14 protein-coding genes are annotated in these 11,918 nt (G+C 69.3%); 12 read left to right on the top strand and 2 right to left on the bottom strand.

Annotated features, from left to right (window positions below; translation table 11 throughout):
* Nucleotides 1-36 precede the first annotated feature (36 nt).
* Complete coding sequence (locus WG902_RS13050) at nt 37-708, bottom strand: glutathione S-transferase family protein (protein ID WP_340060521.1); 672 nt, start codon at nt 706-708, stop codon at nt 37-39.
* A 94-nt stretch (nt 709-802) separates the two neighbouring features.
* Here WG902_RS13050 and WG902_RS13045 point away from each other — a divergent pair, with 94 nt between their 5' ends.
* The 6 genes from WG902_RS13045 (at nt 803) to WG902_RS13020 (ending at nt 5,859) form a co-directional block, all read left to right on the top strand.
* A complete protein-coding gene (locus tag WG902_RS13045) occupies nt 803-1,654 on the top strand; it encodes a 3',5'-nucleoside bisphosphate phosphatase (protein ID WP_340060520.1) in 852 nt (283 codons plus the stop codon).
* Nucleotides 1,624-2,550: a DMT family transporter gene (locus tag WG902_RS13040; RefSeq protein ID WP_445263686.1), complete on the top strand. Its 927-nt coding sequence runs from the start codon at nt 1,624-1,626 to the stop codon at nt 2,548-2,550. Before WG902_RS13045 ends, WG902_RS13040 begins: the two co-directional genes overlap by 31 nt.
* 4 nt (nt 2,551-2,554) lie before the next feature.
* Nucleotides 2,555-3,190: an L-threonylcarbamoyladenylate synthase gene (locus WG902_RS13035; RefSeq protein WP_340060518.1), complete on the top strand. Its 636-nt coding sequence runs from the start codon at nt 2,555-2,557 to the stop codon at nt 3,188-3,190.
* A 34-nt stretch (nt 3,191-3,224) separates the two neighbouring features.
* The gene (locus tag WG902_RS13030; RefSeq protein WP_340060517.1) at nt 3,225-3,896 is read left to right on the top strand and encodes a site-2 protease family protein; all 672 of its coding nucleotides are present in this window, start codon (nt 3,225-3,227) and stop codon (nt 3,894-3,896) included.
* Between the two features lie 3 nt (nt 3,897-3,899).
* Complete coding sequence (locus WG902_RS13025; protein ID WP_340060516.1) at nt 3,900-5,186, top strand: tryptophan--tRNA ligase; 1,287 nt, start codon at nt 3,900-3,902, stop codon at nt 5,184-5,186.
* Nucleotides 5,187-5,265: 79 nt separating this feature from the next.
* Nucleotides 5,266-5,859 carry a response regulator transcription factor gene (locus tag WG902_RS13020; protein ID WP_340060895.1) on the top strand — a complete coding sequence of 198 codons (594 nt, stop codon included), beginning with the start codon at nt 5,266-5,268 and terminating at the stop codon, nt 5,857-5,859.
* On the opposite strand, the gene WG902_RS13015 is transcribed toward WG902_RS13020, so the two are convergent.
* Nucleotides 5,849-7,285, bottom strand: coding sequence for a sensor histidine kinase (locus WG902_RS13015; protein WP_340060515.1), 1,437 nt, complete (start codon nt 7,283-7,285; stop codon nt 5,849-5,851). The two genes, WG902_RS13020 and WG902_RS13015, sit on opposite strands and share 11 nt — an antisense overlap.
* 209 nt (nt 7,286-7,494) lie before the next feature.
* Here WG902_RS13015 and WG902_RS13010 point away from each other — a divergent pair, with 209 nt between their 5' ends.
* The 6 genes from WG902_RS13010 (at nt 7,495) to WG902_RS12985 (ending at nt 11,726) form a co-directional block, all read left to right on the top strand.
* The gene (locus WG902_RS13010; protein WP_340060514.1) at nt 7,495-7,713 is read left to right on the top strand and encodes a KGG domain-containing protein; all 219 of its coding nucleotides are present in this window, start codon (nt 7,495-7,497) and stop codon (nt 7,711-7,713) included.
* An 83-nt stretch (nt 7,714-7,796) separates the two neighbouring features.
* Nucleotides 7,797-8,138: a hypothetical protein gene (locus WG902_RS13005; protein WP_340060513.1), complete on the top strand. Its 342-nt coding sequence runs from the start codon at nt 7,797-7,799 to the stop codon at nt 8,136-8,138.
* Between the two features lie 133 nt (nt 8,139-8,271).
* Nucleotides 8,272-9,249 carry a non-homologous end joining protein Ku gene (gene ku / locus WG902_RS13000; RefSeq protein ID WP_340060512.1) on the top strand — a complete coding sequence of 326 codons (978 nt, stop codon included), beginning with the start codon at nt 8,272-8,274 and terminating at the stop codon, nt 9,247-9,249.
* A gap of 37 nt (nt 9,250-9,286) precedes the next feature.
* A complete protein-coding gene (locus WG902_RS12995) occupies nt 9,287-9,748 on the top strand; it encodes a BON domain-containing protein (RefSeq protein ID WP_340060511.1) in 462 nt (153 codons plus the stop codon).
* An 80-nt stretch (nt 9,749-9,828) separates the two neighbouring features.
* Nucleotides 9,829-10,146, top strand: coding sequence for a hypothetical protein (locus tag WG902_RS12990; protein ID WP_340060510.1), 318 nt, complete (start codon nt 9,829-9,831; stop codon nt 10,144-10,146).
* Nucleotides 10,147-10,274: 128 nt separating this feature from the next.
* Nucleotides 10,275-11,726 carry a hypothetical protein gene (locus tag WG902_RS12985; protein WP_340060509.1) on the top strand — a complete coding sequence of 484 codons (1,452 nt, stop codon included), beginning with the start codon at nt 10,275-10,277 and terminating at the stop codon, nt 11,724-11,726.
* Nucleotides 11,727-11,918 lie beyond the last annotated feature (192 nt).

The raw sequence follows: 11,918 nt of genomic DNA, 5'->3' as shown, positions 1-11,918 counted from the left end.
GCGGCAGGACGCCGGCAAGGAGGCAGGCGCGATCGGCTAGCCGATGATGCTGAAAGGTCCGCCCCGCTCCAGCGCCCGCTGGTAGGCCGGCCGCGAATGGATCCGATGCAGCCAGCCGACCAGCCTGGGCCGCGACGCGTCCAGCCCGCCGCGCGCCTGGGCGGCCTCCAGCGGAAAGCTCAGTTGCACGTCGGCGGCGGAGAATGCCGGGCCGGCGAACCAGTCGCGGTCCTGCAGCTCGGCCTCCAGGAAATCGAGGTGGGTGCGGATGTTCGGCGTGATGTACGCCGCGCTCACCTTGTGGGCGATGCCGCGCGCGATGGGCTTGGCGAAGAACGGCATGCGCGCACCCTCCACGCGGTCGAAGATCAGCTTCATCAGCAACGGGGGCATCAGCGATCCCTCCGCGTAATGCATCCAGTAGCTGTACTTCAGCCGCTCGGGCGAGGCCGGCAGGGGCGCCAGCCGGCCGGCGCCATGACGGTCCGCCAGGTACTCCAGGATGGCGCCCGACTCCGCCAGCGTGAGCTGCCCGTCCGTGATCACCGGCGACTTGCCCAACGGATGCACCGCCCGCAATTCCGGCGGCGCCAGCATCGTCTTCGGATCCCGCCGGTACAGCTTGAGCTCGTAGGGCAGGCCGAGTTCCTCCAGCAACCAGAGCACGCGCTGCGATCGCGAATTTTCGAGGTGGTGCACGACGACCATGGCAGCTCCGTTGCGTTGGGGTGCCGCATGGTAGTCCGTGAGGACTTCCGCGACGCGCGAAGCAACGCGCGGGTCCGCGCCCTAGAATCGAGCCGTGCCCATCCAGAACGCCGACCTGCATTGCCATTCCATCGTGTCCGACGGCACGCTGACCCCCGAGGAACTGGCGGCCCGGGCGGCGGCCAACGGCGTCGAGCTGTGGGCCCTGACGGACCACGACGAGATCGGCGGGCAGGAGCGCGCCGCCGCCGCGGCCCATGCGCTGGGCATGAAGTACCTCACCGGCGTGGAGATCTCGGTCACCTTCGCCGATGAAACCGTGCACGTGATCGGCCTGGGCTTCGACGACCGGGACGCGCAACTGCGCGCGGGCCTGGCTGCCACCCGCGGCGGGCGCGGCGAGCGCGCCCGCGACATCGCCGCCGGGCTTGCCGCGGTCGGCATCCCAGGCGCCTACGAAGGCGCGGTCCAGTACGCGCGCAACCAGGAACTGATTTCGCGCACCCACTTCGCCCGCTTCCTGGTCGAGACAGGGGTGTGCAGGGACACGGGTGAAGTGTTCCGCCGCTTCCTCGTCGAAGGCAAACCGGGCTTCGTGCCCCATCGCTGGGCCACCCTGAAGGATGCGGTGCGCTGGATCACCGAGGCCGGCGGCGTGGCCGTCATCGCCCACCCCGCGCGGTATCGGCTGAGCGCCAACGAGGAATATGCCTTGTTCACCGACTTCAAGGCGCACGGCGGCCGCGGCGTCGAGGTGGTGACCGGCAGCCACACGCCCTCCGAGTACGTGACCTACGCCGAGACCGCGCGCGAGTTCGGGCTGGCCGCCTCGCGCGGCAGCGACTTCCACAGCCCCGGCGAGAGCCACACCGACCTGGGCCAGCTGCCCTTCCTGCACGGCGCGCTGACGCCCGTATGGGACCTGGTGGCCGATCGCGTCCGGTGACCGGCGCCGCCAGCCGGCCCCAGGCGCTGGCCGGCATCCTGCTGGTCGTCGCGGCCAGCGCCTGTTTCGCCGCGCTCGACACCACCACCAAGTGGGTGAGCGCGGGCGTACCGCTGCTGATGGCGCTGTGGTTCCGCTACGCCTTCCAGGCCGTCGCCACCACCCTGATCGCGGTGCCGCTGCGCGGCCGCGACGTCTGGCGCACGCGGCACCTCGGCTGGCAACTGGTGCGCGGCGTGCTGCTGCTGGCCAGCAGCTTCCTGGCGTTCGTCAGCCTGCGCGTCATGCCGGTCGGCGAATTCACCGCCATCGTGATGATCACGCCGCTGGTGATCACCCTGCTGGCGGCGACCCTGCTCAAGGAGCGTGTGTCCGCCGCCCGCTGGGCCCTGGTGGCCGGCGGCTTCATCGGCACGCTGATGATCATCCAGCCGGGCGGCAGCAGCTTCGGCCTGACCAGCCTGCTGCCGTTGGCGCTGGTGGCCTGCAATTCCTGGTTCCAGGTGTTGACCAGCAAGATGGCGCGCACCGAGGACCCCGTGACCATGCACCTGTACACCGGCTGGACCGGCACGCTGGTCGCCTCGCTGGCCCTGCCCTTCGTCTGGACGGCGGTGGCCGACCCCTGGCTATGGGCCGCGATGTGCTTCATGGGCTTCATGGGCGCGGTGGGCCACTTCTTCCTGATCATGGCGTACACCCGGGCCCCGGCCGGGACGTTGACGCCGTACCTCTACGCCCAGATCGCCTTCGCCATGCTCGGCGGCGTCATCGTCTTTTCGCACGTTCCCGACCACCTTTCGCTCGCCGGGATCGTCATGATCGCGGTCTGCGGCGCCGCGGGCGCCTGGCTGACCGTGCGCGAGCGCCGGGAGCCGGCGGCGAACGCGGCATGACACCATGGCCCAGTACTTCGAACTGCATCCCGACAACCCGCAGCCGCGCCTGCTCAAGCAGGCGGTGGCCATCATCGCGACCGGCGGCGTGGTGGCTGTGCCCACGGATTCGAGCTACGCCATCGCCTGCCACCTCGACGACAAGGCAGCCGCGGACCGCCTGCGCCAGATCCGCCGCGTCGACGACAAGCACCACCTCACGCTGCTGTGCCGCGACCTGAGCGAGCTGGCCAACTACGCGCGCGTGGACAACCGGCAATACCGCCTGTTGAAGTCGGCGACGCCGGGACCGTACACCTTCATCCTGGACGCCACCCGCGAAGTGCCGCGCCGCGTCAGCCACCCGCAGCGCAAGACCATCGGCCTGCGCGTGCCGCAGCACAAGGTGCTGCAGGAGCTGCTGGCCCAGCACGGCGCTCCGCTGCTGGCCACCACGCTGATGGCGTCGGACGAAACCGAACCGATGAACGACCCCGACGTGATCCGCGACCGCTTCCAGAAACTGCTGGACGCGGTGATCGGCGCCGGCCCCTGCCCGGACCAGCCGACCACGGTGGTGGACCTCACTCCCATGGCCACCGGCGGCGACGCGGTGCTGTTGCGGCAGGGCCGCGGCGACGCCGCCGTGCTGGGGCTGTGAAGGGCGCCGCCGCGCCCTCTGAGAGAATGGCCGGGTGGACTTCAACAACCTGATCCAGAACATAGCGATCTACGCCCTGCCGGTGCTCTTCGCGATCACCATCCACGAGGCCGCCCACGGCTACGTGGCCCGCCACTTCGGCGACAGCACGGCCTACATGCTGGGTCGCATGACCCTCAACCCGCTCAAGCACATCGACCCGTTCGGCACGATCGCCATGCCGCTGCTGCTGCTGTTCACCACTGCCGCGATCCCGGGCGGTCCCTTCGTGCTGGGTTATGCGAAGCCCGTTCCGGTGAATTTCGCCAATCTGCGCAACCCCAAGCGCGACATGATCTGGGTTGCCGCGGCCGGGCCGGTGTCGAACTTCATCCAGGCCATCCTCTGGGCCCTGTTGCTCGTGGCGCTGGTCGCGACCGACGTCCACGAAAGGTACTTCCTGGCGGTTGCGCAGGCGGGCATCGTCGTCAACCTGGTGCTCGCCGTGTTCAACCTCTTTCCGGTGCCCCCGCTGGACGGCGGCCGTGTCCTGGTGGGCCTGCTTCCGCGCGGTGCGGCCTACCAGTTGGCGCGCGTCGAACCTTTCGGATTCTTCATCGTGCTGGCGCTCCTGATCCCGGGCATCCTCGGCGCGTGGTGGATCTCGCCCCTCGTGCGCGCCAGCTACACCGTCCTGATCGCACCGCTGCTCTCGCTTGTCCGCTGACGCATGACCATCCGCTACCTCACCGGCATCACCACCACCGGCACCCCGCACCTGGGCAACTACGTCGGCGCCATCCGCCCGTCCGTGGAGGCCAGCCGGCGCGCGGACACCGAGAACTTCTATTTCCTGGCGGATTACCACGCGCTGATCAAGTGCGACGAGCCGGCGCGCATCCAGCGTTCCACGCTGGAGATCGCTGCCTGCTGGCTGGCCGCCGGGCTCGACCCGCAACAGGTGTTCTTCTACCGCCAATCCGACATCCCGGAAATTCCCGAGCTGACGTGGCTGCTCACCTGCGTGACCGGCAAAGGCGTCCTGAACCGGGCGCATGCGTACAAGGCGCAGGTCGACAAGAACAGCGCCGCGGGCGTCGACGCGGACACCGACGTCACCGCCGGCCTGTTCATGTATCCGGTGCTCATGGCCGCCGACATCCTGATGTTCAAGGCGCACAGGATTCCGGTGGGCCGCGACCAGGTGCAGCACATCGAGATGGCGCGCGACATGGCGCAGAGCTTCAACCACCTGTATGGCGAGCACCTGGTGCTGCCCGAGGCGGCGGTCGATGAATCGGTGGCGCTGCTTCCCGGCCTGGACGGCCGCAAGATGAGCAAGAGCTACGACAACGTGATAGGCCTGTTCAGCCCGCGCGAGCAGGTGCGCAAGCAGATCTTCTCCATGGTCACCGACTCGCGCGCGCCCGGCGAGCCCAAGCAAGCCGAAGGCTCGGCGCTGTTCCAGGTCTACCAGGCCTTTGCTTCCGCCGACGAAACGCACAAGCTGCGCCAGGCCTATGCGGACGGCATCTCGTGGGCGGACGCCAAGCAACTGCTGTTCGAACGCATCGATCGCGAAATCGCGCCCATGCGCGAGCGCTACGAGCATCTGGTGAGCCACCCCGCCGAGCTGGAGCAGATCCTGCAAGCGGGCGCCGCCAAGGCCCGCGCCCGCGCCACGCCGCTCATGCGCGAACTGCGCGAGGCCGTGGGCCTGCGCAACCTGGCTTCGAGCAGTGCCACCGGGCGCAAGGACAAGGCGAAGGCAGCCCTGCCCAGCTTCAAGCAATACCGCGAAGCCGACGGCCGCTTCCACTTCAAGTTCGTCGACGCGCAGGGCCGGTTGCTGCTGCAGAGCGCCGGCTTCGCGTCGCCCAGGGAAGCGGGGCAATGCATCGCCGCGATGAAGCAATCGCAGGCGCTGCCGTCCGCGGCTGAGGCAGCGCTGGCGCCGGGCGTGGATGTGCCAGCGGTTCAAGCCGCGCTGAAGACCCTCGCGGACAGCGAAAACTAAGGCATTAGCACGGACGTACGCAGGTCCCAGCGGCTATCCTTGCGGATTGGATTCCGCTGGAAAAATCTTGACGAACCCCATGACCATGTACGTGGTCGACGACCACCCGCTGATGCGGGAGGCCATCGTGATGCTGCTGCGCCGCCTGCGGCCCGGCGCGAAGGTCGTCGAACTGGACCGCCTCGGCGGCATCGAAGCCGCGGTCGCGCAGCACGGCAACCCCGACCTGATCACGCTCGACCTGAAGCTGCCGGACACCACCGGCGCATCCGGCGTGCACGAACTGAAGAAGCGCTTTCCCGCAACGCCGCTGGCAGTGCTGTCGGCCTCGCCGGCGGCCGACGCCGAGGAGCAGTGCATCGAGGCCGGCGCCGACATCTACATCGAGAAATCCTCCGGCGCGCTCGAGATCGGCAATTCGCTGCGCGCGCTGCTCTCCGCCGACGGCAGGTTCGAGGAACTCGCCCCGACCGACAGCAAGCTGTCGAAGCGGCAGGCGCAGTTGATCGTGATGCTCGATCGCGGCCTGTCCAACCGCGAGATCGCCGACGAACTCGGGATCAGCGAGCACACGGTCAAGGTGCACCTGTGGCGGCTGTTCCGCCGCCTGGGCGTCAAGAGCCGCACGCAGACGATCCACTTCGCCCGCACCCACGGCCTGCTCACGACCTGACCGGGGCGCCGGCGCGCGGCGGCAGCAGCGTCGCCAGCGATGATTTCGCGCGCTCCGCGGCCTGCCCCGCGTCCGTGGGCTGCAGCACCAGGCGAAAGACGGTGCCGCGGCCCGGCCGCGACGACAGGCTCAGCGCGTGCCCGAGGATGTGCGTCAGGCGCGCCACGATGTACAGCCCCAGGCCGAAGCCTTCGTCGGTGCCGGCGTGCGTGGGCACCTTGTAGAACTCGCGGAAGATCTCGCGCTGGTGCGCGGGCGCGATGCCCACCCCGGTGTCCCAGATCTCGATGCGCAGGCCTTCGCGCCCCGGGCGGGCCGCCACCAGCAGGCCTCCGCGCTGCGTGTACTTGACGGCGTTGGCGATCAGGTTGCCGAGCACGCGCTGCAGCAGGATCGGGTCCGACATGGCGGTGCCGGGCCGCACGTGCAACCGGAAGTGCAGGCCCTTGGCCTCGCACAGCGGCCGATACTGCAGTTCCAGGTCGCGCAGCAGCTTGCCCACGTCCACCGGCTCGATGGTCAGGCGGATCTTGCCGGAGTCCAGCCGCGCGAGGTCGAACAGCGAATCGAACAGCTGGTTGACGGCCTTGGTGGCGTTGACGATTTTCGGCGCGAGTTCGTGCACCAGTTCGGGCTCGCTTCCCAGCCAGTCCGCATAGAGGCCCAGCGCATGCACCGGCTGCCGGATGTCGTGCGCCGCGCTGGCGAGGAAGCGGTTCTTGATCTCCACGGCATCCAGCGCCGCCTGCGTCTGGCGCGTGAGCGAGTCGATCAGCTGCGCGTTGCGGAACTGCAGCTCGAAGTTGCGGCGGTGCGTCTCGTGCAGGCGCTCGCCTGCCAGCCGCAGCACCTGCCAGAACAACATCAGCAATCCGACCAGCCACCAGTGGTAGGCCGGGCCCTGCAGGCGCAGCTCCGCCACCATCCGCCACAGGATCACCGCCAGCGCGGTCGCCCCCAGCGTGTCGAGGTAGGCGCGCATGGTGCGGCGCTCGCTGGACAGGCTGTGGATCGAATACATGGCCAGCCCCGCCATGATCAACCAGCAGATGAACTGGTCGGCCAGCGACGAGCGGTCGAAATACAGGACGGTCGTGAGGCCCCAGACCAGGGCGGACAGCGGCCACACCAGGCGGTAGCGGGCGAAGAAGGCAAGCAGTTCGCTCGTGCCGCGACGCACCACGTCCCGGTCGTAGCGGCGCAGCACCCAGAAGCGGGCCGCCGTGGATGCCAGCCCCAGCACCACCCAGGCGAAGGTGGCCCCGGTGGAGGCGTCGCCCCAGAGGACGCCGAGAATCACCGCCGTCAGGAGCAATGCCACCCATTGCGCGTTGCTCTGGGTCCGCATCAGGCTGCGTATCAGTTCCCCTTCCACCCAGTGCGCCTCGTCGGACGGCGTGGGCGGCGGCAGGGGGTCGGATTGCATGCGCCAGTCTAGAACAAGCGTTCCGAAGGACCCCGGGCGGCCGAAGGAGCGCGCCGACACAGCTATGGGTTTCGTCCTACATGAGTGAGCAGTGAACACGCAGAGACTCTGCCGTTGCGTTGACCCGAAACCTCCAGCAGGCAGCGCACCAACCCCCTGGACAGCGGCCCTGCCACCTGTTCGCAGACCAACCTGGAAAAGAGGACCCCATGGATTCCCAGACCGACAACATCAATCCCACCGCCAAGAAGTCCCTGCGCGGATTTGCCGCCATGGATCCGCAGCGCCAGCGCGAAATCGCCAGCCTCGGCGGCCGCGCCGCCCACCAGAGCGGCCACGCCCACGAATTCACCAGCGAGGAGGCCCGCGCCGCCGGCAAGAAGCGCCACGCCCGCGCCTCGTCCTCCAACGACGCTCCCCGCGCCTGATGCGCCGGACGTAGGACGCGCCGGTCCGCTCCCGGTCCCCGGCTCCGACAGCCGGGCCCGCAGGCGGCTCCGAGAATGTCGCGATGCCATCGAGCGACGCCGCGTCCACGCCCTCCTCTCCCGCCACCGCGCCGGTGCCGGCTTGTGCCGCACCGGCGTTTGCTTTGGCGCAGGCCAGCCGCGCGCTGTGGAGCGCGACGCTGGGGCTGATGACGGCCTTCATGCACACGCCCGCGCCCGCCCATCGCTACCTGCTGGCACGCCGCATCGGCCGCAATTTCGAGACGCTGTCCGGCCAGGAATGCTTCGACGCCCGCAGCCGGGCCAGCTTCGAACGACTGGCGAGCCGCTGGCTCGCGCGCTCCGAAGAGTTCGCGCCTGAACCGGCTCGCCCGCGCGGCGGCCTGCTGCGCCTGCTGTCCTGAGCACCGGGTCGCCGTCGGGCGACCCAACTCTGGCGTTCTGGACCGAAGCCTACAGGACCGGCGGCGCGTGTCCGACAGGGCGCAGCCCGAGCGGTTCGCACACTGCAGGAAACATCCGCACGCACACTTTTCAATGGCGCAAACCAAAGGCATGGCCAAGACGTCGACCCGTTCCTTGTGGAAGGGCGCGATCACGTTCGGCCTGGTGCACATCCCCATCGGCCTGTACTCGGCCACCCAGGAAACGGACGTCGATTTCGACTGGCTCGACCGCCGCACCATGGATCCCGTGGGCTACAAGCGCATCAACAAGCGCACCGGCCGGGAGATCGACAAGGAAGACGTGGTCAAGGGCGTGGAACATGGCAAGGGCAACTACGTGGTGCTCACGCCCGAGGAAATCGCCGAGGCCTATCCGCGCACCACGCAAACCATCGAGATCGAGGCCTTCATCGACGTCGATGCGGTGCCCTTCGTGTATCTCGAGAAGCCCTACTTCACCGCGCCCATCAACAAGGGCGAGAAGGTCTACGCGCTGCTGCGCGAGGCCTTGAAGGACACCGGCAAGGCGGGCCTGGCGCGCGTGGTCATCCACAGCAAGCAGCACCTGGCCGTGGTGCTGCCCTGCGGCCCGGCGCTGGTGCTGAACCTGCTGCGCTGGGGCGGCGAGATCCGCTCCTGGGAGGACCTGCCGTTGCCGGCCGCCGGCAAGGCCGGCATCAAGGACGCCGAGCTGAAGATGGCCAAGCACCTGATCGAGGACATGACCGGCGAGTGGAACGCTGCCGAACTGCGCGACCAGTTCCACGACGCGATCATGAAACTGGTGGAAGCCAAGGCCAAGGCCGGCGACACCGAAACGGTGCAACCGCTGGAGGATGCGCCCGAAGCCCAGGACAGCAATGTGGTGGACCTGACCGAGCTGCTGCGCCGCAGCCTCGGCGGCGGCCACAAGGCCGCGGCGCCGAACAAGGACACCGGCAAGGCGAGCGCGAAAACCCCCGCGAAGACTGCGAAGGCGCCGGCCAGGCATGCACCGCGCAAGCGTGCAACGCCCGCCGGTGCCAAGCGGCCAGCCGCCAAGAGCCCCCGCGCGCGACGCGCCGCCTGAAGGCTGCCATGCAACGCCAACGATTCGGAAACGCCCCATGAAACACCCTCTCGGCACCCTCGGTGCCTTCCTAGCCGGAGCTCTCGCCATGTATTACCTCGACCCCGAACTCGGCGAACGCCGCCGTGCACTGCTTGCCGAACTGGTGAAGAGCGGCCTGCCCGGCGAGCGCCGCCCGCGCGGCCGCATCGTGCGCCGCAGCTATCACCGCGTCACCCAGGCGGACCCGCGCTCCGACGCCGAACTGCGCGCCCGCGTGCAGGACTTGCTGGGCCGCGCCGCCAGCTTTCCGGGGGCCATCCAGGTGGACGTGGAAAACGGGGTGGTCCGCCTGTCCGGCCGCGTCCTGGCCCAGGAGCGCGACGCGCTGCTGCACCAGGTCCTGCAGACGCCGGGGCTGCAAAAGCTGGTGAACGCGATGACGTCGCACGATCGGGCGCAGCAGCTGGCCGGCCGCAAGTCCGACTCGGCGGCGACCACCTCGCCGGCCAGCGCCTGAGGATCGAAGGCGGTAGTGCAAACGGGGCTTGCACCTCGCGTGCATCGGACTAGGATGCGGCGTCTGCACGACGTAAGCCCATGACCCGCAACGCCCGAATGATCGCCGCCGTCGCCATCGCCTGCGTGGTGCTGGTGGCCGTGTCGCTGTACCTGAAGTCCTGGGGCGGCGTTGCGCTGGTGGTCATGGGTGCGGCGGGCTTTGCCTGGTATCGCATCCAGGTGATGCGCGGAGAAGAAGCCACCGAGCGTTTCTTCGACGATGCGGGAGAGGACACCCGGCTCACGAGTTTCCAGGGAACGACCGGTTTCCAGCACGCGTCGCCCAGCGAGATGCCGGTGGACCTGCCCCACCGGGCGCCGCCCACCGCACCCAAGCCTCCGGCCGATCCCCGCTGATCGGCCCGCCAGCCCATCGGGCGGCGCGCGAGCGCTCCGACGCCTGGCCACTGGCGTTGCCTACAGTGCGGTCCAGTTGACCGCTCTAGCTTGGTGTCATTCCTGAATCCCGAGGTGACCCCATGCTCATGAAACTACGCCCTACGGCGGCCGCGCTGATGCTGGCATTGGCCCCGATGACCGGCAGCCTCATGGCGCCGGCGGCGAGCGCCGCCCCGGCTGCGGCGCAGCCCGCGATCGCCAACATCTCCGTCAATTCGGACGCCGGCTTGTCCCCGGGCGCCACCATCCGGCTGCAGCTCGCCACCGCGCCGAACGCCGGCCAAGCCACCGTGACGCTGGGGGACAGCGGCGTTGTCGTGACGATGAGCCAGAAGGGTGCGGGCAACTTCACCGGCAGCCATGTCGTGCGCCGCAATGACCGCATCGATCCCGCCCAGCTCATGACGGCGCGCGTCGTGGTCGACGGCCGCACGGTCTCCCGCCAGTTCCACTATCCACCTTCGTTCCAGGCCCTGGCCATGGGGGCGACGACGGCCCCGGCGTCGGTCCAGGCCCAGGCCCCCGCACCGGCCCAGGTCCAGGTGCAGCCACCGCTCGCGCCGCAGCCCCAGGTCCAGGCGCAGGCGCCGGTCCCGCCGCCCGTCCAGGTGCAAACGTCCCCCGGTCCGCGGATGGTCATCGAGCGCTTCTTCATCCGCTCGTCCGGGCCGGTCGAAGCCGGTCGCGAGCTGAGGTTCCGGTTGCTCGCCTCTCCGGGCGGCGACGCCTGGCTGGACATCCCCGGCGTGATCCAGGGCGTGGACCTGCGCGAAACCCGGCCCGGTGAATACGAGGGCGCCTATACCGTGCGCCAGCGCGACAACCCGGACGCGTTCCGCACTGCCGTCGCCTCGCTGCGGCGCGGCGACGACCGCGTGACGGCGCAGCTGCAATTCAACCTGCCGCCGCAGATCACCGACCTGCAGCCGGCCAATGGCGACCGGATCGTGGGCCGCGGCCGCACCCATATCGGCGCGCGCATCACGGACGAAGGTGGCGGCGTGGATCCGTCGCGCGTGCGCCTGCGCTTGAACGGACGCGACGTCACGGGCGAAGCCCGGATCACGCCGGACGAGGTGCACCTGCGCGCGGACCTGGACCCGGGCCGCTATGCGGTGGAACTGACGGCGCGCGACACCGCGGGCAACATGACCACCAAGACCTGGATGTTCGAGGTGGTGCCCGAACGGCAAGCCGCCAGGGTGGGCGGCGACCTGCCGCTGCAGTTGACGAGCCATCGCAATGAAACGCCCGTCGACGCCGACGGCAACTTGCTGATCCAGGGCCGAACGGTCCCCCATGCGACCGTGCGCGTGCAGGTGGAACAGACGTCCGTGGTCGGTCGTCGCGCGGGCGTATCCAGGGACGTCTTCGACGAAACGATCCAGGCCGACCGCAACGGCCTGTTCAGCGCCGCCGTGCCTCCGCGCGGGCGGGCCGGCACGTTGCCGGGCACGCGCTTCGAGGTGCGGGTGACGGCGTCCAGTGGCAACCAGGCTGCGGAAGAACGCATCACCTTGATCCAGCGCGACGGCTGAAGCCGCCCGGCACCGCTGCCAGCCCCCGCCCCGGCGGGGGTGTTTCATGGGGCGGGCCGACGCCAGCGACTTTTGTCACGAACCGAAGCTCGCGGCAGGACGAGCGGCGCTGCGCGCCTACCGGGCGGGCTGGTCCCTGGACGCGTCATCCCGGATACTTCTTGAAACATCTACGAGGGGGCGCACAGCGCC

Origin of the sequence: Ramlibacter sp. PS3R-8, assembly GCF_037572435.1 — a bacterium.
Classification (GTDB): Bacteria; Pseudomonadota; Gammaproteobacteria; order Burkholderiales; family Burkholderiaceae_C; genus Ramlibacter.
Note: the sequence above shows the minus strand (reverse complement) of the source record. Positions and strands in the feature narration are given on the sequence as shown.

Coding starts and splice junctions, on each gene's coding strand:
- WG902_RS13050 (WP_340060521.1), bottom strand. CDS start 708: ATGGTCGTCGTGCACCACCTCGAAAATTCGCGATCGCAGCGCGTGCTC.
- WG902_RS13040 (WP_445263686.1), top strand. CDS start 1,624: ATGGGACCTGGTGGCCGATCGCGTCCGGTGACCGGCGCCGCCAGCCGG.
- WG902_RS13035 (WP_340060518.1), top strand. CDS start 2,555: ATGGCCCAGTACTTCGAACTGCATCCCGACAACCCGCAGCCGCGCCTG.
- WG902_RS13025 (WP_340060516.1), top strand. CDS start 3,900: ATGACCATCCGCTACCTCACCGGCATCACCACCACCGGCACCCCGCAC.
- WG902_RS13020 (WP_340060895.1), top strand. CDS start 5,266: ATGACCATGTACGTGGTCGACGACCACCCGCTGATGCGGGAGGCCATC.
- WG902_RS13015 (WP_340060515.1), bottom strand. CDS start 7,285: ATGCAATCCGACCCCCTGCCGCCGCCCACGCCGTCCGACGAGGCGCAC.
- WG902_RS13010 (WP_340060514.1), top strand. CDS start 7,495: ATGGATTCCCAGACCGACAACATCAATCCCACCGCCAAGAAGTCCCTG.
- WG902_RS13005 (WP_340060513.1), top strand. CDS start 7,797: ATGCCATCGAGCGACGCCGCGTCCACGCCCTCCTCTCCCGCCACCGCG.
- ku (WP_340060512.1), top strand. CDS start 8,272: ATGGCGCAAACCAAAGGCATGGCCAAGACGTCGACCCGTTCCTTGTGG.
- WG902_RS12995 (WP_340060511.1), top strand. CDS start 9,287: ATGAAACACCCTCTCGGCACCCTCGGTGCCTTCCTAGCCGGAGCTCTC.
- WG902_RS12990 (WP_340060510.1), top strand. CDS start 9,829: ATGACCCGCAACGCCCGAATGATCGCCGCCGTCGCCATCGCCTGCGTG.
- WG902_RS12985 (WP_340060509.1), top strand. CDS start 10,275: ATGAAACTACGCCCTACGGCGGCCGCGCTGATGCTGGCATTGGCCCCG.